Origin of the sequence: Planktotalea frisia, assembly GCF_001890925.1 — a bacterium.
In the GTDB taxonomy this organism is placed as follows: Bacteria; Pseudomonadota; Alphaproteobacteria; order Rhodobacterales; family Rhodobacteraceae; genus Planktotalea; species Planktotalea frisia.
In genome coordinates this window covers 1-21272 of the sequence record NZ_MLCB01000085.1, presented here as the reverse complement: position 1 = coordinate 21272, position 21272 = coordinate 1, and the positions used below count along the sequence as shown (strand labels likewise).

Sequence of the window (21272 nt, the reverse complement as noted above, 5' to 3'; positions counted from 1 at the left end):
AACGCGGATGAAGCACGCCAGATAAGCAAACAAACTCAAAAGCCTGAGGCCTTGAGCTAGCACTTTAAACAAGCCGCCTGTACGAGCGCCACCTTTGCCAATAACCGCCAATCAGCGCGATTAATCGAGAAGAAGTTAAGTCGCAAAGCCATTCACAGGTTTCAGCAACAGCATCCAGCGAAATTGATAGCTCAATGCGTCTTACCGCTGTGCGATAAACCGCTGAGCACCGCTTTGGCCGCGCGTATCCCTGGCGCTTCGCCGCCCTGACCAAGCCGCACCATCGTGTTCTGCATCGCTTGCGTTTGTGGCGTCGGATTGCTCAACAATTCGTTCAAGCCACCTGCAATCCGCTCAGGAATGCAGTCCGCACCGATAAACTCTGGCACAGCGCGCGTCTCAGAGACGAGATTGACCAAGGTCACCGTGTCCACTTTTAACATGCGCCCAATAACCTGACGCGAAAGCCAGCTCATATCATACGCGATCACCATCGGCGTGCCGGCAGCTGCAAGTTCCAGAGACACTGTGCCAGAGGCTGCAAGCGCGACATCCGCGGCTTTGAACGCCGCGCGCTTTTGCGCTTTGTCCTCTGAGCGAATGATCAGCGGTGTGCAGGACCAATCCGCAACGGCGTTGCGCACAAGCTCTTCCACGGGCGCGGCCGCTGGAATGACGATCTTCAAGTCTGGATGCGCTTGTAAAACAGGGGCCAACGCTTCGCCAAATATCGGTGCCAGCCGTGAGACTTCTCCGCGACGCGATCCCGGCAAGACAAGCGCCACCGGAGCCTCTCCAAAACTGTGCTCTGTGCGAAAAGCGTGCGCCTCTTCCACGCTTGCTTGCACATCAGTCACAACAGGATGCCCGACAAAATCACAACGCATGCCAACAGCTTCCATATAAGGCGGCTCAAACGGGAACAGCGCGAGCACTTGATCAATATGACGCGCCATTTTTGCAGCTCGCCCTGCGCGCCAAGCCCAAACAGTTGGGGCCACATAATGCACACAGCGAATTTGGCTCTTTGCCTTGACCAACTTAGCGACTCGCAAGGAAAATTCAGGAAGATCAATGGTGATCAACACATCCGGCCGCGTTTGCACAATCTGATCTGCCGTTTCTGCAATACGCGTTTTAAGATGCCGATATTGCGACAGGATCTCAGAGATTCCCATGATCGAAATCTCTTCCATCGGAAAGCGACTTTGCAAGCCCGCTTCGCTCATCCCAGCGCCGCCTATACCATCAAAAACCACATCAGGAACCAGCGTTTGCAGCCCCTCCATCAATGCAGCACCAAGCTTGTCGCCTGACGGCTCACCTGCGATGATGAAAACCCGCATCGCCTAAATATCCTGCGCGATCAATGAGATGCCAGACGCTTCAGCAAGACGGATCGTTTCGTCCTGCTCCAGCACAATAACGTTGCCAGCAGACAGGAGGATGGCTGACAGGCCAGAGGACGCCACCGCCCTTACAGTCTCTGGGCCGATGGTTGGCATATCTATGCGCAGGTCCTGACCACGCTTGGGCGCTTTTACAAACACCCCACCGTTCTTGCGCATATGTTTGGCGGTGCTGGCTACAAAACCGAGCAAAGCATCTGTGCCTTGCAGCGTTTCAATCCCTAGGCAGAGACCATTTTCCACGACAACGCCCTGCCCTACATCCAACGGTCCGAGCGCGTTAAGAATATCAATAGCGCGATCTGCATCGCTTTGAGTTTGCGCTCTCAAAGGCGCACCCGCAAGCACACCTACGGACGCGGTCAGACTAGGATCAATCTCATGTGCTCCGCGGACCGCGAAACCTTGCTCTTCGAAAATCTCAATGACCAAACGCAAAAGCGCATCATCGCCCCCCTGCATCGCAGCAATCAATCGCGGGGCAAGCTGTACCATCACATCATCAAACGCGTTTGGATCAAGCGGAGGGCGTGACATTGCGCCGGCCATCACAACCTCGCTCACGCCTTGCTCTTTCAACGCATCGAACAAAGCACCCATCTTCTCAAAACTGAATTCTTGAGGCGCATCTGTGAGATCATGGGCAACACCCGAAAAACTGATCTGAAACGCATCAGGGCGCAGCGTAGCTAGTCGTACAGGCAAGCCCCCGGCACCAGCAAGAATGGCAAGCCGTCCCATCCTAGCCGCCCGGTGTTAGGAACGAACGATCCGTCACGCCCGTCACAAACTCAACGATATGATGCACATAGCGGCTATCGCTATCCTCACCCATGCGCTTCACGCGATCCTGAAACGTACCATCGCCTTGCGCCATCATTTGAAAAGCTGCCCGCAACGCCATGATATCCGAACGCTCAACACCGCGACGTTTCAGGCCAACCAAATTCAACCCATCAAGCTGCCCGCGCGGCGCTTGGACAAGGCCGTAGGGGATAACATCGTTTGTCACCATCGTTACAGCGCCAATGATTGCACCTTTGCCGATACGCACGAATTGGTGAATACCGGCAAGACCGCCAATAATCACATCATCTTCAATGATACAGTGACCGGCTACAGCGGCGCTGTTCACAACGATGACATTGTTGGCCAAAATAACATCATGCGCGATATGACAGCCCGCCATCAGCAAGCAATCATCGCCAATTTTGGTCAAACTGCCGCCACCTTCGGTGCCTGTATTCACAGTGACATGTTCGCGAATGCGGTTACGTGCGCCAATTACGAGACGTGTGATTTCACCGCCAAACTTCTTGTCTTGCGGGATTTCTCCGACGACCGCGAATGAAAAAATGGTGTTTTCTTCACCCAGCGTGGTTTGCCCTTTGACGACTGCATGGTTCATCAAGACGCAACGCGCACCCATCTTCACGTCAGCGCCCACGAAACAAAACGCGCCAATCTCACAGCCCTCGCCAATCACAGCGCCTTGTTCGATCACGGCACTGGCGTGAATATTTGCGCTGGGGTCAATGCTCATGCAGGCAAGTCCATCATTGCAGTAAACTCGGCCTCAGCCGCCATTTCACCATCTACACTTGCGACGCCGGAAAACTTCCAGACCTTACCACCGGGTTTGCCGCGCACCGTTGTCAGATGCATCTTCAACACATCGCCAGGACCGACTTTGCGGCGGAATTTGCATTTGTCGATGGCCATGAAATAGACCTTCATCTCTTTATCAGCCATATCCAACGCAGTTCCGACCATAACAGCAGCGGTTTGCGCCATCGCCTCAACAATCGTGACGCCGGGCATGATCGGAAGACCGGGGAAATGCCCTTGGAAATGCGGCTCATTCATCGTTACATTCTTGATGCCAACCGCAGTTTGCGTGCCATCAATGTCCTGAACCTTATCCACCAATAAGAACGGATAGCGGTGCGGCAAGATGCGTTGGATCAGTTGGATGTCAGCACTGAGTAGCTCGCTCATAAAAAGGCCTCTTACTAAAAACTCTTGGTCCATACGGTCCTAGCAACTGCGCCAATATTGGGCAAGGCGCCAGCTGGCTAAGTTAATTGTCTGCAGGGACTTGCTCTGGTGTCGGCTCAGGCTCAGGTAACGGCTCAGGCACGAGTTCAATGTCTGGTGCAGCGCCCTCTGCTGGCGTCAACAAATCCTCAAGCGGTACGCCTTCGCCAAGACCACTATCGATACGCGCAATCGCTTCGAGCGTTACATCCGAAGCGTCAGCACTTACAAAAACCGCACGTCGATCCAGAATGACACTCGCCCCTTTTTCCTGCATCAAACGCTGCATATAAGGGGCAATCGTAAACAAAAAGCGCCGCTCGGCCTGCTCGGAAAGCTGCGTCAAAGCTCGGATTTTTTGATCTTGTTCATTGCGCGCGCCGGTGACTTTCACATCAAACGCATCGGCAAGATCACGAAATTCTTCAGGGCTCATAGTGTCGCGTAAATCCGTGAGCTCGCCCTCTTCAACGGCAAGCTCTTGTTCAATACGCCGATTTTCCGCTGCAAGCCGGCGGCCACGCGCAGCGATTTCTTGCGACAGGCTTTGGCCAAATTGCGTCTCCGAGAACAAACGCTCACGCTGAATCGTCAGAACTGGGATTTCAGGCAAAGAAAAAGCATTTGCCTGCGCTGAAACGCTACTCGGAACAGCAAAGCCAATGACAAATGCGGCCCAAACAGAACAGCAAATACCGGCTTTGCCGCGTCCTTTAGAAACTCGTTGAAATCGTAAGGTCAAAGGTTTGCTCCCTATCGCCAACTTCCTTCGAGAGCGCTTTGGTAAAGTTAAAGCGCAAAGGCCCAATCGGCGTTTTCCAGAACAATGATGCGCCAATCACCTGACGCGCTGCAAAGCCTTCGTTAATGACGTTCGCATTCGTTTGATCTAGCGACCAAAGGGATCCGATGTCATAAAACACACCGCCGGAAATTCCATACTCTTCAGGCAAGCCCAAGGGGAACTCTGCCTCAAATCGGGCGACCGCAAACATGTTGCCACCAAGCGCGTCATTCACATTGCCCGTGGCTTCCCGTGGCCCAATACCGCTTGGCTCAAAGCCGCGCATCACAGAAGAGCCCATAAAGAAGCGCTCTGTCGAGCGACCAGATCCGCTGAGGAAATTGATAGCCCCACCCTCTAACGTCGCACGCAGGGTAACTTCTTCGCCCAACACTTTGGTCTGAGCAATGGCTTTCGCCGTGGTTTTTACAAAGCGATTGCTTTGATCCAAAACACCGAAATCTTGTCCGAACTCGAGCAAGACACCCGCATTCGGGTTCAGGCCCGTGCGGCGGGTGTCAAAGCTGTAGCTATACCCGATGGAATTGGAATACTCGATCCCGCGCGCGACCTCGTTGGTGATAAGAGCACCGGCATCTGCACCAAGGTCTGTCATCTCTGTCAAATCAAGAGTGTAGCGCACTTCCATCCGGCCATTTTCTGACACAGGGAAGTTAAACGACGGACGGAATTTACCAAGGTTTGTATCGTAGGTCGCGTTAAGATTATCGGTTTCGATGTAATTCAAAACAAAACCGAAACGCAGGTCACGACCAAGGAACGCAGGCTCGCCGAACGTGAGCGAGTATTCGCGGTTGTCCACGCCTGTGGTCACACTCAAGCCCAGCTGCTGACCACGACCGAGAAAATTGCTCTCGTTATATTTGATCAAAGCACCGGGGCCAGTCGCACTGGAATAAGTACCACCAAAGCTTAGCGAGCCAGTGGTTGTCTCCTCGACATCCACATCGATCACGACTTGATCTGGCGCAGAACCTTCACGCGCTTCAACATCGGCTTGACCGAAGAAACCAAGTGCACGCACACGCTCTGCGCTTTCACGAATTTCACGTGGGTTAAAGGGGTCACCTTCAACGATCCTGAATTGGTTACGCACCACGCGATCGAGCGTTGTTGCGTTACCCTCAATGTCGATACGTTCCACAAAAATACGTGGGCCACGCACAAGCGCGAATTCCACATCCAGCGTCAAATCACGGTCATTGCGCGTCACGCGCGGCTCGACACGTACAAAATCAAGTCCAAGCTTGATCGCCAAACGCTCAAGGCGCGCGATGGAGTTTTCTACCAAAGACGGCGAGTAAACAACGCCCGGCCGGATCTTCAAAGCGGCCTGAAACTCCGCCTCATCCGCGTCCGCAATTTCGGAGACAGTTGTGATTTCACCAAACTTGAATTGCTGGCCTTCTTGGACGTTGAACGTCACGAAAAAGCCGTCGCGCTCGCGCGCAAGCTCTGCGTTAACGCTGGTCGTGCGAAAATCAACGTAGCCGCGGCTCAGGTAAAAATCGCGCAGAACTTGTTTGTCAAACTCGATGCGATCTTCAGCGAATGTATCGCGCTTCACGAATGCCCGCAGCAATCCAGCCTGCTTGGTGTCCAGAACACGGCGCAAACGGTGATCAGAGTAAACTTGGTTGCCAACAAAACCGAGCCGTTCGATCTCTGTCAGGCCACCTTCAAAGATTTCGAACACCAAATCTACGCGGTTGTCAGAACGGCGAATGATCCGCGGGCTGACAGTCGCGGTAAGACGGCCCTGCTGCGAATAAGCGGTCGCAATTTCAGCGGCGTCACGTTCAGCGGTTGTCGGGTTGAAAACGCGGCGTGCTTGGCTCTGCACAACCGTGGCCAAATCATCATCTTTGAGACGGCGGTTGCCTTCAAAATTGATGCGGTTGATCGTCGGGTATTCTGTGACTTTGATAACGAGACGGCTACCTTGCGGCTCGATGTCGACGCTCTCGAACAAACCACTTTCTTGAAGCCGCTGAAAGGCACCGTTTAAATCCGATCCAGAGACGCTCTGACCGCGAGCGATTCCCGCGTAAGACAGAATTGTGGACGGCTCAATTCGTTGGTTACCTTCGATTGTAACCGAGTTGAAACGGAATTGCTGTGCCTCAGCAACGCTTGGCAAAGCGATGTAAGCCACTGAGAACCCTAAGGCAATCGTCGCGATACCAGACCGAAGTGCATTAACTTTACGTGCTCGTGGTGCGCAGCGTTTTTCGCCGCTTGCTTTTGTATTGATCATGATACCGATCCAACAGACATCCCAGGTGTATTCTGAGTAGCTCTATTGGGCGTTGTTGTCAAAAGCGGATAGGCTAAATTTCGCAAACACACGAAACAGTTAGCCCCTAGATGCCCCTACAAGATGAAGGGGTTCGCAAAGGTCACTGACGCGACATAAGCCGAAAGCGCAAGACAAAGCGCAAGCATGCCGAAATACAAAAAACGGTCCCAGTTCAGCGAAAGCAAGAAGCCAAGACTACGTGTGCCGGATTGGATTAGTTGCATGTCATCACTCATTTCTGAAACGCTTTTCGCGCTCGGGTTTTATTGCTCTGACCGATGCTTACCCGAGGAATAAGGCGAAAAATGGGCAAAGCACGAATTGTTTGGCCCTATGGGCAGAACAAATCGTTCCCCAATGCAAACAGCATCAGCGACAAGATCACCATCAAGCCAATCGACATAAACACACGCAGCACTTTGTCGCTGGGTGGCTTGCCTGTAACCGCTTCATAAGCAAAGAAAACAAGATGTCCGCCGTCTAGAACAGGTACGGGAAACAGGTTTAAAAGACCGACAGCCGTGGACAGTACGGCGATAAACCAGATGAAGCTCATCGCGCCTTGGCTCGCCATAGCGCCAGAGGTTTGCGCGATGCCTATCGGGCCGGACAAATTACAAGAACTGATCGCCCCCGTCACCATATGATACATTCCAGAGAGCGAGCCCTCGATCACGCGTTGCGTTTGCAGCGCGCCATTCTTAATGGCCGTAAGCGGGCTGGTCGGTTGCGTCGCAGGCTCAAAGAAGAAGCCGCCAGCCACACCAATGCGCCACTGTGTCACAAACGTATTATCTGCCTGCGGCTCATCCACGCGCTTGGGCGCGAGCGTCACTTGGCGGGTTTCGCCCTTGTTCCACAGGTCCAAGAGCAGCGGAGCACCGTCGCCCGTCTCAACCGCTTCTTTCAACTGCGAAAATGCAAACACAGGTGCGCCATCAATTGCGGTGATCACGTCATCGACCATGAGACCTGCGCGAAGGGCTGCGGATTGCGGCATCACTGTCGTCACAAGAGCGGGGTACGGATATGGGCCCATGACATCAAGTTCAGCGCCATCGCGGCCAACTGTGTAGGTCACCGACGCAGATTTGCTTATCGCCTGCTCAAGTGCATTGAACCCTGCCCCATCCTCAAAACTTGGAACTGGGATACCATCAATGGCCAGCAGTTGATCGCCAACTTGTAGTTCTTGAACCGCTGGCATTTCGCGCAGCGCACCAACCGCGAGCGGATCAGCTTCTTCACCGCGCCACATCAAAACGGCTGCGAACACAATAATAGACAGGGCAAAATTGAAAATCGGACCCGCTGCAACAGTGGCGGCGCGCGCCCAAAGCGGTGCACCCGGCATCGTGCGGCGTTTGTCCGCATCGCTCATCTCGCGCACAGCTTCGCCGTCTGGCGCGCTTGCGGCATTCGCATCGCCCATGAATTTCACATACCCGCCAAAAGGAAGCGCTGCGAACTGCCAAACCGTGCCGTGTTTATCAACGCGACTGAAAAGGACTGGACCAAAGCCAAGCGAGAATACTTCGGCATGAATGCCAGACCAACGTCCAACGATGTAATGACCATATTCATGGATTGCGACAATCACAGAAAGCGCCAGCACAAAGGCCAGAAGAGTCCAGATTACACTGCCAAATTGCGGCAAAAGCCCCAGAATATCCATGTGGTCTACGTCCTTTTGCTGCTCACGCGCTTATTTTTTGTTTGGCGGGACTTACATCCCTGCGATGATCTCATCCGCGCACTTACGTGCCAGATGGTCCATCTCGAGCACGCTATCAAGGGTCATTTCGGCATTTGTGAGGCCGGATTGCGCAGAAAGACGGGTCAGAACTTCTTCCACGACTTCGGCCATCTGCATAAAGCCAATCTTTTGCGCAATGAAATGATCCAGCGCACGTTCTTTAGCTGCGTTAAAGACAGCGCCCGAATGTCCACCCGCCTCCATAACCTCGCGCGCCAGACGCAAAGCGGGCCAGCGTATCTCATCCGGTGCGCGGAAAGTGAGCTGTGAAAGAGCTGCAAGGTCAAGGCGTTCAACAGGCAGTTTGCGCCGCTCGGGCCAGTGCAGAGCAAAGCCAATCGCGTGACGCATATCGGGTGGGCCAACATGCGCCATCAGCGCGCCATCGTTGAAACCAACCAGCGCATGGATCATGGATTGTGGATGCACAAGCACTTCGATGATGCTAGGGTCAACTTCAAAAAATTCACGCGTTTCAATGACTTCCAAGGCCTTATTAAACATGGAAGCGCTGTCAATTGTGATGCGCTTCCCCATATCCCAATTCGGATGTGTGGCGGCTTGCGCAGGTGTCGCGCCCGCGAGTTTTTCCATTGGCCAATCGCGAAACGCGCCACCAGAGGCCGTGATGATGATGCGCTCAACCGCTTTCATGTCCTCACCAATGAGCCCTTGGAACACCGCCGAATGTTCACTGTCCACAGGAAGCACGCGCGCCTGATGCTGAGTTGCTGTCGCTTTCACCAAAGCGCCCGCGCAGACCATCGATTCCTTGTTGGCCAAGGCCAATGATGCGCCCTGCTTCAACGCTTCTAAACCTGGGGCCAACCCAGCTGCGCCAACGATAGCTGACATAACCCAATCCGCGTCACGTGCACCCGCTTCGACCAGCGCCTCGGACCCTGCCGCTGCGTCTATACCGCTGCCTGCAAGTGCATCTCGCAAGTCATCAAGCAACAATGGATCCGCAGTCACTGCCAAATCAGCGTGCAAATCTCGTGCATCTTCAGCAAGTTGCTTGATATTGCGCGCACCCGTCAGCGCAACAACGTCATACTCACCGCTCGCACGTTTGATCAGATCAATTGTGTTTTGCCCAATCGAGCCAGTCGCCCCAAGTATCGAAACCTTGCGCATAGCCCTGCTCTAACCAGCTACGCTTGGTGGAAAATCAAGGAAGAGCTCAACAATAATCAAAAGCAGTGCCGCACCGAGCATGCCATCAAAGCGATCCAGCAAACCACCGTGTCCCGGGATCAGATTAGAGCTGTCTTTCACGCCCACATGACGCTTGATTGCACTTTCGGCGATATCACCGAGCTGAGACGCAAATGCGACGGCAACCGAAACGACAACAACCGTGATGCCCCCGCCATAAAGCCCCACAAAAACAGCACCGAAAAGCGCAGCACCAAACCACCCTGCAATCGTACCGGACCATGTTTTCTTGGGACTCACCGCGGGCCAGAACTTTGGACCGCCCAATATACGACCCGCAAAATAGCCTGCAACATCAGTGACGATCACAACAATCAAAAGCCACGCCATCCAAATTATACCAAAATCATCCCGAAGCGCGATCAGACTAAACCCGGCCACTAGGATCATTGCCGTGTAGCTCATAAAAATACGCCGCCCTGTAAAGGGCCGTGATCCGGCTGATAGCAATGAAAAACCTACAAAGCTTGGCGCGAGCAGCAAAGGCAGGATAAGCGTCGCGTAGGGCGCGTAACTCGCCGCGAACAAGGCGAAACCACTGATAACGGCGAGCCAGATCGCGCGTTGCGAGCTTGCGCCGCTCAACATACGCACCAATTCCCAAACCATTAAACCGCAAGACAAAGACACAAGGAGATGTATCCACACACCGCCTGCCCAAACCGCAACAATGCCAACAACAAGCATGCCAATCGCGCTGAACAAACGTGGCGCGAGGTCGCCCCATTTGGAGCTTACCTCATTCATACTTTAACGCCGCCAAACCTGCGATCCTTTGTGCCATACTTAGCCGTCAGTTCGCCAAATTCCTGCGCGGTAAAATCCGGCCAAAGCGTGTCGATAAATTCATACTCTGAATAAGCCGACTGCCAGAGCAAGAAATTAGAGATACGAGCTTCACCGCTGGTCCGAATAACAAGATCAGGATCAGGTAAAACATAAGTATCTAAATACTTTGGAAGCGTTTCTTCATCCACGGTCTCAGGATCAAGTTTACCGCTTGCAACGTCCTGCGCAAGGCGCTTGGTGGCGCGCGCAACCTCGTCACGACCACCGTAGTTCAAAGCAATCGTCAGGTGCACTTTGTCATTTCCTGAGGTGATCAACTCAAGGTTATCCATCAATTCGATAAGCTTGTTATTGAGACGGACGCGATCCCCAATAAAGCGGACCCGCACACCAGCGTCAGCAAGCGCGCGCGCCTCTTTCGTGATGTACCGTTGAAAGAGCTTCATCAGACCGGATACTTCGACCTGAGTGCGCTTCCAATTCTCTGTGGAAAACGCGAAAATAGTCAGGTATTTTACACCGTTAGGTGGACAAGCTTCCACAATTTCACGCACACGACGTGCACCAGCATGGTGGCCAAACAAGCGTGGTCGTCCGCGCATTTGCGCCCAACGACCGTTACCGTCCATGATCACAGCGACATGGCGTGGCCCTGTTCCATCCCCCTGCTCTGGGCTGGCATTTGAAGTACCGGGTTTTTCCAGAGCAGCAACCACCACTTAAACCTGCATGATCTCGGCTTGTTTGACTTCAAGCGCGGCATCAATCGCTTTGATCGCAGCATCGGTGATGCTTTGCACCTCAGCCTCCCAGAATTTTTGATCATCCTCGGACATGCCGTCGGCTTTCGCCTTTTTGATCTGGTCCATCCCGTCGCGACGCACGTTGCGCGAAGAAACACGCGCGCTTTCGGCATATTGCGCGGCAACTTTAGTCAATTCACGGCGACGCTCTTCGTTAAGCTCTGGGATGGGGAGCATAATGATCGTGCCGTTAAGTTGAGGATTGATCCCTAACCCGCTCTCACGAATGGCTTTTTCGACTTTACCTACAAGCCCTTTGTCCCAGACATTGATCGTCACCATACGTGGCTCTGGAACATTGACCGTGCCGACCTGATTGATTGGTGTCATGCTGCCGTAAGCATCAACCATCACCGGCTCAAGCATCGAACCGGAGGCGCGGCCTGTGCGCAGACTGGCAAATTCAGTCTTTAAGCTGCTCATCGCGCCATCCATACGGCGTTGAAGATCGTCGGTATCAAGCATGAAATCGTCGGACATAGTGCTTTCTTAGCCTCGCAGAAGTCGTTTTTATTGTTTTAAGTCAGCATTTGCGACTTGTATAGGTCCGTTTCTTTTGACCCATCTTCAAGAGTTTTGAAATTTGTTAGCCTTCCACACGCGTGTAAGTGCCCTTACCCGCAAGAATGCCTTTAAATCCGCCTGGCTCATCGAGTGAGAAAACGATGATCGGCAGGTTATTATCACGCGCCAAAGCAATCGCTGAGGCATCCATCACACCAAGATGCTTTTGCAAAACCTCATCGAAAGTGACCGTCTCATAACGCTTCGCATCTGCGTGTTTTACGGGGTCTTTATCGTAGACACCGTCAACTTTCGTGCCCTTAAAGATCGCTTCACAGGCCATTTCGTTGGCACGCAAAGTCGCCGCTGTGTCCGTGGTGAAGTATGGGTTGCCCGTGCCTGCGGCAAAGATGCAAACGCGCTTTTTTTCGAGGTGGCGTACGGCGCGGCGGCGAATATAGGGTTCGGCGACTTCATTCATCGTGATCGCCGAAATAACGCGCGTATGGATTTTCAAACCCTCCAGCGCGGATTGCATCGCAAGCGCGTTCATCACCGTCGCGAGCATGCCCATATAATCAGCTGTCGTGCGCTCCATTCCCTGTGCGGAGCCTTGCAAACCACGGAAAATATTGCCGCCACCGATCACCATGCAAATCTCGACGCCCATATCATGGACCGTCTTCACTTCGCGCGCGATCCGCTCGACCGTTGGCGGATGAAGCCCAAAGCCCTGATCACCCATCAACGCCTCTCCGGAAATCTTAAGCATAACGCGGTTAAACGTCGTTCCGTCGGCGGTGGTGAGGTCGGTCATATTGAACTCCGGGTTGTGTGGGGTAGTATGAGCGCAAAATGCCTAACAATTCGTCATTGTTCAATCATTGATCTGGGCAAAACAGGCAAATTGTTAATTTCGCCTCAAGCAGCATAGGTAAGAAATTGTCACAAATAGATATTTCAGCCATCGACAGGGATTTACCTGTGCTTATTGCCGGACCGACTGCCTCTGGTAAATCGGCGCTCGCGCTTGAAATTGCGCAAGCCCAAGGGGGCGTGATCATCAATGCAGATGCAAGTCAGGTTTTTGACGGCTGGCGCGTCCTGACGGCAAGGCCAGATGACACGGATGAGGCGCGCGCAGAGCATATACTTTATGGTCATGTGCCATTTGACTCCGCATATTCCGCCGGAAAATGGCTGCGCGATGTCGCACCGTTGCTTAACCGCGAAGGAAAGCGCGCGATCATTGTAGGGGGAACTGGCCTGTATTTCCTCGCACTTACGCAAGGGCTTGCAGATATTCCTGAAACCACAAGTGAAGTGCGCCAACAGGCAAATTCACTACGAGACAGTAACAAGCTGGCGCAAATGATCGCCGCACTAGACGCCAAAACGAGCGCAAAGATTGATTTGCAAAACCCAATGCGTGTGCAAAGGGCTTGGGAAGTACAAACACAAACGGGCAAAGGTCTTGCACAATGGCACGACGAGACGCCTGCCCCTTTGGTGCCGCTGGATCACTGCACGGCTCTTGTTTTGGATGCGGATACGCAGTGGCTTAACGCGCGCATCGCACGACGGTTCGATCTTATGCTGGAGCAAGGGGCGCTGGACGAAGCACGTGCCAATCTATCACGCTATGATCCTGAATTGCTCTCGTGCAAAGCGATTGGCGCACCCGAATTAGCGGCTCATTTGCGCGGCGAAATCACGCTAGATGACGCGCGCGAAGCGGCAACAATTGCCACGCGGCAATTCGCAAAACGTCAGCGTACATGGTTTCGAGCTCGAATGAAAAACTGGCGCTCCATCAAGTTACCCTAGCGTACAAAAGCCACATTTTCAATTTATCAATCTTACACTTGCAGGCATTTCTTGTCTTAACGCCACATATTGGGTGATTTGGGTGATATGAACATTGTATCGGATATTTAGCCCGAAATCGGCTCGGTTGCGACTATTTCCCAACGCGCAAGAGGCACGGCTTGGCGGCTCGGATTGTTTCATGCGCGCGAGCAGCATCTGTTAATTTGGGTCACACGCGGCGCGGCACGCTGCAATGTGGAAGCGCAAAGTTCTGCTATGAGCAGTCACAACGCGCTCTTCGTGCCTGCGGGCACAATGTTCTCTTTTAATTTCGAGACTTCGTGTTTTGGCCAGACCGTCGCCCTGCCCCCAAGTCCATTGCTTGATTGGCCAGACAGTCCGCTATTGTTGCGCGTAAGAGAACCTAAAGCGCAGCTCACTTTGACACACTATGTAGAAGCCACTTAAACTGAACTGCTTGATGCAGAACCCAAAGCGCGTCTGGCTGCTGTCGCGCATGCGCAACTTATGATGGTTTGGGCGCACCGTTATCAACTCCATCAAACTGTGCCACGTGAAGATGCTGCGCGTCGATTACTGAAAGCATTTTGTGCGTTGCTTGCTCAAAGTGAGCGTTCAAATTTCGAAGGCGCGAGTATGGCAGATTTCGCGGCTAAACTTGGGGTTACACCGACGCATTTGACGCGCGTTTGCAAAACAGCTTGCGGCTTTACTGCGGCAGAATTGCTAACGCAACACAGCCTGCAGCGTGCGCGTCGCATGTTAGAAGACGATGGATTGAAAGCCGTCGACATTGCCAAACAACTTGGGTTTTCGACCCCCGCCTATTTTACCCGCTTTATTAAGACGCACGCGAGCGCGACCCCCTCTGAGTTGCGAAACCAAGCGAAGGCAGCGCGCCTCGCCGCTGCAAGATAATCAACCGTTTGGTCAAATTACCTTCATTCCCAAAGCGCTTTTGTTTTTTGACACGCGCACAGTCTCGTTTAGCCCTTGCGTTTCCAAGCGATGTCGCATTTCTTAATGGTATGTCGCAAACAGACCTCAAATTAGCGAAAGTGTGAATTGACCTGAGACCTTTTCTAGGGCCGAATGCGACGACTTGGGGACTGAACAAAAAAGGCGCGTAAAGTCTGCGCGCACAATAAATGCCCCCAACAAAGATATAAAGAGACTGTGTCACAGGGAGAACAAGATGACGCATAAGGCCAAAATCCACCCAGCAGCGAAGATGTACGCTGATGAATTCAAAGCAGGTCTTCTAGATCGCCGAGAATTTCTGACACGTGTGTCCGCATTAGGTGTTGCTACAGCGACAGCTTATACAATGGGTGGCCTCACTCAGCCAGCCGCCGCGGCTGCACATGCCAAGCAAGGCGGCACGATCCGCATGCAGATGGAAGTGCGCGCGATGAAAGACCCACGCTCTTGGGACTGGACGCAGATTGCCTTCGTTGCAAACGGCTGGCTTGAGTATCTCGTAGAGTACAACTCCGACGGTACGTTCAACGGTTGGCTCGCAGAGAGCTGGGAAGTGAACGACGACGCAACTCAGTACACATTCAAGATCCGCAAGGGTGTTAAGTGGAACAACGGCGACGACTTCACAGCCGAGCATGTTGCACACAACTTTGCACGTTGGGCTGAAGCAGAAGCTGAAGGCAACTCAATGGCGGCACGTGTTGACGCGATTGTTGATCCTGAGACGAAGAAAGCAATGGACGGCGCAATCGAAGTCGTTGACTCACACACGGTTCGTCTGAACCTGCGTCAGCCAGACATCACGTTGATCCCGGGTATTGCTGACTATCCAGCGGCAATCTCGCATCCAGACGACAACATGGACAACCTGCTCGAGAAGCAGATTGGTACAGGCGCATACCGCAACGACAGCCACGAAGTTGGTGTTAAGTCTGTTCTGGTACGCAACGAAGGCCATGACTGGTGGGGCTATGCCGAAGGTAAAGGTGCCTTCCTCGATCGCATCGAATTCATCGACTACGGCACAGATCCATCCGCATGGGTTGCAGCGGCTGAAGCTGAAGAAATCGACACAATCTATGAAAACGTCGGCGACTTCGTTGCTGTGTTCGATAGCATTGGTTGGAACAAATCCGAGCTTGCAACAGGTTCGACAATCGTAATCCGCCCTAACCAATCCGCGACAGACGCAGATGGCAAAGTCATCTTTGAAGACAAGCGCGTGCGTCAAGCGATTGCAATGTGTGTCGACAATGCTGTTCTGCTCGAGCTTGGTAACGCAAGCCAAGGTGTTGCAGCGGACAACTGCCACGTTGGCCCAGTACACCCTGAGCACGACGCTTCCGTAACCCGTCTTCCACATGATCCAGCAAAAGCTCTCGCGCTTTTGACAGAAGCTGGCATGGCGGATTATGAGTTCGAACTCCACTCCATCGATGATGACTGGCGCAAGAACACAACGGACGCGGTTGCAGCGCAAATGCGTGATGCAGGCATGAAAGTGAAGCGTACGATCCTTCCTGGCTCCACATTCTGGAACGACTGGACGAAGTATGCCTTCTCTTCCACAAACTGGAACCACCGCCCATTGGGTACGCAGGTTCTGGGTTTGGCGTATAAGTCTGGCGTTGCTTGGAACGAGTTCGCTTGGTCCAACACAGAGTTCGACGGTCTTCTGGATCAAGCCAACTCTATCGCGGATGCAGATGCACGCCGCGAAGTGATGAGCAAAATCCAAGCCATCGTGATCGAAGAAGGCGTGACGATCCAGCCATACTGGCGCTCGATCTATCGCCACACGGCTCCTGGCTTTGTTGGCACAGATATGCACATCGCATATGCGTCCCAGCTTTATAAGTGGGCTGTAGCTGCTTAATATCGCACACTAAATCGGCCGCGTTTGATTTTTCGAACGCGGCCTTTTTGCCCGATCCACAGGGCTTATGACTTCGAATTAAAATGAGTGGGCCACAAAGGTCTGCCATACATCGTCAGATTAACTATCGATCTGCTCAGCCTTACCGACAGGGGCATACATGGGACTGTTTATTCTGCGCCGCTTGGGGGTTATGATCCTCACTGCGCTCTGCCTGACGTTTATCGTCTTCTTCTTGACCAATCTCCATCCGAACCTCGAAAAGCTTGCGAAAACGCAAGGCGAAATGCGTATGAGCGACGAGCAAGTTGAACGTTGGCTCGCCAATCGCGGATATGATCAACCTTTGCCGATCAAATATGGTGAATGGCTCGGGGTTTGGCCCTCGAAAATTATTAACACTGATGACGGGCGCACCTATGGGCGCTGCATCGAGTCTGGTGTCGAGATTGCGGATACCCCGCGCTATTGCGGCGTTTTGCAAGGGGATTGGGGCACCTCAACAGTTTTCAAAGATGACGTCTCCAGCATCATTAAAACGCGCCTTTCCCTGACCGGTAAGCTGATGTTCTGGGTCATGGTCCTGATGATCCCATCCGCTTTGCTGATCGGCGTTTTGGCTGGCATGCGTGAAGGATCGCGCACAGACCGCACACTTTCCACGCTCTCTATCGCCACAACGGCAACGCCCGAATATGTGTCCGGCGTCATCTTCATCGCGCTTTTCGCCGCCTCTGCGTCACCACTGAACCAATGGCTTGCCTCGATGGATTGGATCGAAGGGCGAACGTTGTTCAAAGGGACTGCGACATCTGCAATGGAGAAAGCAACCTTCAATAACTTCTTCCTGCCCGTTTTGACCATTTCACTTTACGGCATGGGCTATATCGCGCGCATGACCCGCGCCTCGATGGCCGAAGTCATGACCGCGCAATACATCCGCACCGCGCGTCTGAAAGGCGTGAGCTTTCCGAACATCGTGGTCAAACACGCGCTGCGCAACGCTTTGATCGCGCCGTTCACGGTTATCATGTTGCAGATCCCGTGGCTCTTGAACGGCGTTGTGATTGTCGAAACCTTGTTCAACTACAAAGGTTTTGGCTGGGTTCTTGTCCAAGCGGCAGGCAACAACGACTTTGAATTGCTGCTCGGCGTCTCCGTTGTCTCTGTTGTCGTCGTTCTGATCACACAGCTGATTTCGGACATCGGCTACGTTTATCTCAACCCACGCATTAGCGTCAGCTAAGGAATACTGGATATGGAACCGCTTTCTTGGGGCGAAATTTTCGCCGGCATGTTCATCCAGTTGATCCCTGTTTGGATCGCACTGGTTGTCACTTTCGCAGTCTCTATAGCTTACAAACGTAAGCTGGGGCTTTATGGTAAACTCTTTGATTCCACGATTGGCATGATCGGGTTTTTCCTTGTTATGTTCTGGGTGTTTGTCGCCATTTTAGGGTCGATGGATATGATCCTGACACATGATCCACTGAGCCAGGTTTCTGGTATGAAGAACAAAGTGCCGGGCACGCCTTTGCGCGGTGCCGAGGATGGTGATTACATGCACTATCTGCTGGGTGGCGATAATCTGGCGCGCGATATCTTTAGCCGTGTGATGAGTGGTGCAACCATCGTAATCTTGATCGCACCTTTGGCGACCTTGTTCGCCTATATGGTCGGCATCACTTTGGGCTTGCCCGCTGGATATTACGGTGGACGGTTCGACATGTTGCTGTCGTTCGTTGCAAACCTTGTCTTGGCCTTTCCGGTGATTTTGTTGTTCTACCTTTTGGTCACGCCAGAAATCGTAAACACTGGCCTGCCCCAGTTTATGGCAATTGTTTTATTCTTCTTCCCGCTGATCTTCTTTGCAGTCCTGATCCACACACGCCTCAAGCAACAACCGCAAAAGAACACAGTCTGGTTATGCGCTATACTGATCCCACTGGCGATTATGTATGTGGTCACGATCAATGCGCCCGGCACAAAGATCGACGTGCTAGGACCTGTGGATTTCTTCAATCCTGCATCGGGTATCTTGGTTGTGTTTGTGTCCGTGGTTTTCGTCAACTCGCCTACAGTTTTCAGAATTGTGCGCGGTTTGACATTGGACATCAAACAACGCGACTACGTTTCAGCAGCGCAAACACGTGGTGAAGGCGCTTGGTACATCATGCTTTGGGAAATCTTGCCCAACGCACGAGGTCCACTGATCGTCGATTTCTGCCTGCGCATCGGCTACACGACCATTTTGCTTGGAACCCTTGGTTTCTTTGGCCTCGGCCTGCCACCGGAAAGCCCTGACTGGGGCAGCACGATTAACGAAGGCCGCAAGCTTTTGTCGATCTATCTGCACCCTGCGTTGCCACCTGCCTTGGCATTGCTGTCGCTGGTCTTGGGTCTAAACCTACTGGCGGATGGTCTGCGCGAAGAAAGTTTGCGCGATTGATTGAGAGGGCGGACGGGGGGCCAGCCCCCTCGACCCCCGGGATATTTAGAAAGAGAGGAAACATGGGTTTTCTATCTTTGCTCCAAAGGGAGACTTGAGAATGGCTAAAATGGATTATGACGGACCGATCCTCGAGATTGATAAGCTGTCGATTTCCTTCTTTACGCGTTTGCGTGAGATTCCGGCTGTAATGGATTTTTCTGTCACAGTGCAACCCGGTGAAGCGGTTGGACTGGTTGGTGAATCTGGTTGCGGCAAATCCACCGTTGCGTTGGGTGTGATGCAGGACTTGGGAAAGAACGGCCACGTTGTTGGCGGTTCGATCAAGTTCAAAGGCCGTGATCTGTCTGAAATGAGCCCCGAAGAATTACGCGACGTGCGCGGCAATGAAATCGCAATGATCTATCAAGAGCCGATGGCATCCTTGAACCCTGCGATGAAAATCGGTCGTCAGCTGGCAGAAGTGCCGATGATCCATGAAGGCATCGGGGAAAAGGAAGCGCAAGAACGCGCGTTGCAAGTGGTCACGGATGTAAAACTCCCCGACCCTGCGCGCATTTTGAACAGCTATCCTCACCAGCTTTCGGGTGGTCAGCAACAGCGTATCGTTATCGCAATGGCGTTGATGTCAAAACCTGCGCTGCTGATTTTGGATGAGCCAACGACCGCATTGGACGTGACTGTTGAAGCGGCTATCGTTGAACTGGTGCGGGACTTGGGTAAGAAATACGGCACTTCGATGCTATTCATCTCGCACAACCTCGGTCTGGTCTTGGAAACCTGTGACCGCATCTGCGTGATGTATTCCGGCGAAGCGGTGGAGCGCGGCTCTATCGAAGACGTCTTTGACGAAATGCAGCACCCCTACACACAGGCGCTGTTCCGCTCGATCCCATTGCCCGGCGCTGACAAAAACGCGCGCCCTTTGGTGGCGATCCCCGGCAATTTCCCTTTGCCGCATGAACGTCCGAATGGCTGTAACTTTGGCCCGCGTTGCGACTACTTCGAAGCTGGGCGCTGTGATCAAGGTGACATTGCAATGGTCGGGGTCGATGGCAATGATCGCCACGCGACGCGTTGCTTAAAACATGAAGAGATTGATTGGGACGCTCCAATTGCCTTGGGCGAGCAAAAGGTCAAAGGCGAAATCGGCAAAGTGGTCCTTAAGATCGACAACCTTAAGAAATATTACGAGGTGTCAGCGAATGCGCTCTTTGGGGGTGCCAACAAGAAGGTTGTGAAAGCCAACGAAACTCTCAGTTTTGAAGCGCGAGAGAGCGAAACACTGGCGATTGTAGGGGAGTCGGGCTGCGGTAAATCAACCTTTGCCAAAGTCTTGATGGGGCTGGAAACCGCCACCGATGGTGAAATTCTGCTCGACAATCAAAGCATTGGAAATACCCCGATTGAGGCGCGAGACACAAAGACTGTGGCGGACGTTCAGATGGTATTCCAAAACCCGTTTGATACGCTGAACCCCTCGATGACAGTGGGTCGTCAAATCATTCGCGCGCTTGAAATCTTCAAGATCGGCAAGAACGAGGCCGAGCGCAAAAACCGCATGTTAGAACTGCTCGATCTCGTCAAACTGCCACGTGAATTTGCAGATCGCATGCCGCGCCAGCTCTCCGGTGGGCAGAAACAGCGCGTCGGTATCGCGCGCGCCTTTTCTGGCGGTGCGCGGATTGTTGTCGCGGATGAACCTGTCTCAGCACTGGACGTATCAGTACAGGCCGCAGTCACTGACCTTCTGATGGAAATTCAGCGCGAAGAAAAAACCACACTGCTGTTCATTTCTCACGACCTCTCAATCGTGCGCTATCTCAGTGATCGCGTGATGGTGATGTACTTGGGCCACGTGGTGGAACTGGGCACAACAGATCAAGTCTTCTCGCCGCCCTATCACCCTTATACCGAAGCCTTGCTTTCAGCGGTTCCAATCGCCGACACAAGTATCGTGAAAAAGCATATCGTGCTTGAAGGCGATATCCCATCGGCGATGAATCCGCCGTCGGGCTGTCCATTCCAGACGCGCTGTGGTTGGAAATCCCAAGTACCCGACGGCCTTTGTGAAAAGGAAGTCCCGCCTGTGCGTGTCCTTGAAGGCAATCACCAAGTGAAGTGTCACTTGAGCGATGAAAAGCTCGCCGAGATGGAGCCAGTGATCAAAATTGCGGCTGAATAAGCTTCATCTTTCTAAATAAACTTTGGGGGGAATCTGCACCTGCAGATGGGGGGCTAGCCCCCCTCCTCATTGTCGATATTCACGTGGTGTTTTGCCGGTGATGCGCAGGAACTCGCGATTAAAGTTCGACTTTGTATTAAATCCAGCGCTCAACATCGCCTCAATAACACTCTCGCCCTGATCCAATGCACGACACGCCGCAACTATCCGGCGCGCGTTGATGTAGCGAGAAACATTTTCACCTGTCGCGCGATTAATGGCGGATGACCTGCCCCCCTAGGCTCCCTCATTCATAACGAGAGTTTGCGGGTTTGGATTTCATATTCTTTAT

Annotated in this window: 20 protein-coding genes; 6 read left to right on the top strand and 14 right to left on the bottom strand. The window is 53.0% G+C overall.

The window, feature by feature from the left end; translation table 11 throughout:
- Nucleotides 1-191: 191 nt before the first annotated feature.
- The 13 genes from lpxB to pyrH all read right to left on the bottom strand — a co-directional run bounded on the left by lpxB (nt 192) and on the right by pyrH (nt 12437).
- The gene (gene lpxB / locus PFRI_RS04850; protein WP_072629612.1) at nt 192-1346 is read right to left on the bottom strand and encodes a lipid-A-disaccharide synthase; all 1155 of its coding nucleotides are present in this window, start codon (nt 1344-1346) and stop codon (nt 192-194) included.
- A 3-nt stretch (nt 1347-1349) separates the two neighbouring features.
- Nucleotides 1350-2150 carry an LpxI family protein gene (locus PFRI_RS04845; protein ID WP_072629611.1) on the bottom strand — a complete coding sequence of 267 codons (801 nt, stop codon included), beginning with the start codon at nt 2148-2150 and terminating at the stop codon, nt 1350-1352.
- Between the two features lies 1 nt (nt 2151).
- Entirely contained in the window at nt 2152-2952 is an 801-nt protein-coding gene (gene lpxA, locus PFRI_RS04840; protein ID WP_072629610.1) for an acyl-ACP--UDP-N-acetylglucosamine O-acyltransferase, read from the bottom strand.
- Nucleotides 2949-3407 carry a 3-hydroxyacyl-ACP dehydratase FabZ gene (gene fabZ / locus PFRI_RS04835; protein ID WP_072629609.1) on the bottom strand — a complete coding sequence of 153 codons (459 nt, stop codon included), beginning with the start codon at nt 3405-3407 and terminating at the stop codon, nt 2949-2951. The genes lpxA and fabZ overlap by 4 nt, the downstream gene beginning before the upstream one ends.
- 82 nt (nt 3408-3489) lie before the next feature.
- Nucleotides 3490-4188: an OmpH/Skp family outer membrane protein gene (locus PFRI_RS04830; RefSeq protein ID WP_245812263.1), complete on the bottom strand. Its 699-nt coding sequence runs from the start codon at nt 4186-4188 to the stop codon at nt 3490-3492.
- The gene (bamA, locus tag PFRI_RS04825) at nt 4160-6508 is read right to left on the bottom strand and encodes an outer membrane protein assembly factor BamA (protein WP_072629608.1); all 2349 of its coding nucleotides are present in this window, start codon (nt 6506-6508) and stop codon (nt 4160-4162) included. Before bamA ends, PFRI_RS04830 begins: the two co-directional genes overlap by 29 nt.
- Before the next feature lie 116 nt (nt 6509-6624).
- Entirely contained in the window at nt 6625-6774 is a 150-nt protein-coding gene (locus PFRI_RS21275) for a hypothetical protein (RefSeq protein ID WP_170124844.1), read from the bottom strand.
- A 107-nt stretch (nt 6775-6881) separates the two neighbouring features.
- Nucleotides 6882-8225, bottom strand: coding sequence for an RIP metalloprotease RseP (gene rseP, locus PFRI_RS04820; protein WP_072629607.1), 1344 nt, complete (start codon nt 8223-8225; stop codon nt 6882-6884).
- 51 nt (nt 8226-8276) lie between these two features.
- Complete coding sequence (dxr, locus tag PFRI_RS04815; protein WP_072629606.1) at nt 8277-9443, bottom strand: 1-deoxy-D-xylulose-5-phosphate reductoisomerase; 1167 nt, start codon at nt 9441-9443, stop codon at nt 8277-8279.
- A 9-nt stretch (nt 9444-9452) separates the two neighbouring features.
- Nucleotides 9453-10271, bottom strand: a complete 819-nt coding sequence (locus tag PFRI_RS04810) for a phosphatidate cytidylyltransferase (RefSeq protein WP_072629605.1) — start codon at nt 10269-10271, stop codon at nt 9453-9455.
- Nucleotides 10268-11029 carry a polyprenyl diphosphate synthase gene (gene uppS, locus PFRI_RS04805; protein ID WP_425439445.1) on the bottom strand — a complete coding sequence of 254 codons (762 nt, stop codon included), beginning with the start codon at nt 11027-11029 and terminating at the stop codon, nt 10268-10270. Before uppS ends, PFRI_RS04810 begins: the two co-directional genes overlap by 4 nt.
- 3 nt (nt 11030-11032) lie before the next feature.
- The gene (frr, locus tag PFRI_RS04800) at nt 11033-11596 is read right to left on the bottom strand and encodes a ribosome recycling factor (RefSeq protein WP_072629604.1); all 564 of its coding nucleotides are present in this window, start codon (nt 11594-11596) and stop codon (nt 11033-11035) included.
- Between the two features lie 106 nt (nt 11597-11702).
- Nucleotides 11703-12437, bottom strand: a complete 735-nt coding sequence (pyrH, locus tag PFRI_RS04795; protein ID WP_072629603.1) for a UMP kinase — start codon at nt 12435-12437, stop codon at nt 11703-11705.
- A gap of 125 nt (nt 12438-12562) precedes the next feature.
- Here pyrH and miaA point away from each other — a divergent pair, with 125 nt between their 5' ends.
- The 6 genes from miaA (at nt 12563) to PFRI_RS04765 (ending at nt 20941) form a co-directional block, all read left to right on the top strand.
- On the top strand, nt 12563-13447 hold the full coding sequence (miaA, locus tag PFRI_RS04790; RefSeq protein WP_084649604.1) for a tRNA (adenosine(37)-N6)-dimethylallyltransferase MiaA: 885 nt from the start codon (nt 12563-12565) through the stop codon (nt 13445-13447).
- Between the two features lie 639 nt (nt 13448-14086).
- Entirely contained in the window at nt 14087-14368 is a 282-nt protein-coding gene (locus PFRI_RS20930; protein ID WP_170124845.1) for a helix-turn-helix domain-containing protein, read from the top strand.
- 277 nt (nt 14369-14645) lie between these two features.
- Nucleotides 14646-16307: an ABC transporter substrate-binding protein gene (locus tag PFRI_RS04780; protein ID WP_072629602.1), complete on the top strand. Its 1662-nt coding sequence runs from the start codon at nt 14646-14648 to the stop codon at nt 16305-16307.
- 160 nt (nt 16308-16467) lie between these two features.
- Entirely contained in the window at nt 16468-17553 is a 1086-nt protein-coding gene (locus PFRI_RS04775) for an ABC transporter permease (RefSeq protein ID WP_072629601.1), read from the top strand.
- Nucleotides 17554-17565: 12 nt separating this feature from the next.
- On the top strand, nt 17566-18756 hold the full coding sequence (locus PFRI_RS04770) for an ABC transporter permease (protein WP_072629600.1): 1191 nt from the start codon (nt 17566-17568) through the stop codon (nt 18754-18756).
- 100 nt (nt 18757-18856) lie between these two features.
- Nucleotides 18857-20941 carry a dipeptide ABC transporter ATP-binding protein gene (locus PFRI_RS04765; RefSeq protein WP_072629599.1) on the top strand — a complete coding sequence of 695 codons (2085 nt, stop codon included), beginning with the start codon at nt 18857-18859 and terminating at the stop codon, nt 20939-20941.
- Between the two features lie 66 nt (nt 20942-21007).
- Here the strand turns inward: PFRI_RS04765 and PFRI_RS04760 are convergent, their stop codons facing one another.
- Complete coding sequence (locus tag PFRI_RS04760; protein WP_084649601.1) at nt 21008-21199, bottom strand: helix-turn-helix domain-containing protein; 192 nt, start codon at nt 21197-21199, stop codon at nt 21008-21010.
- Nucleotides 21200-21272 lie beyond the last annotated feature (73 nt).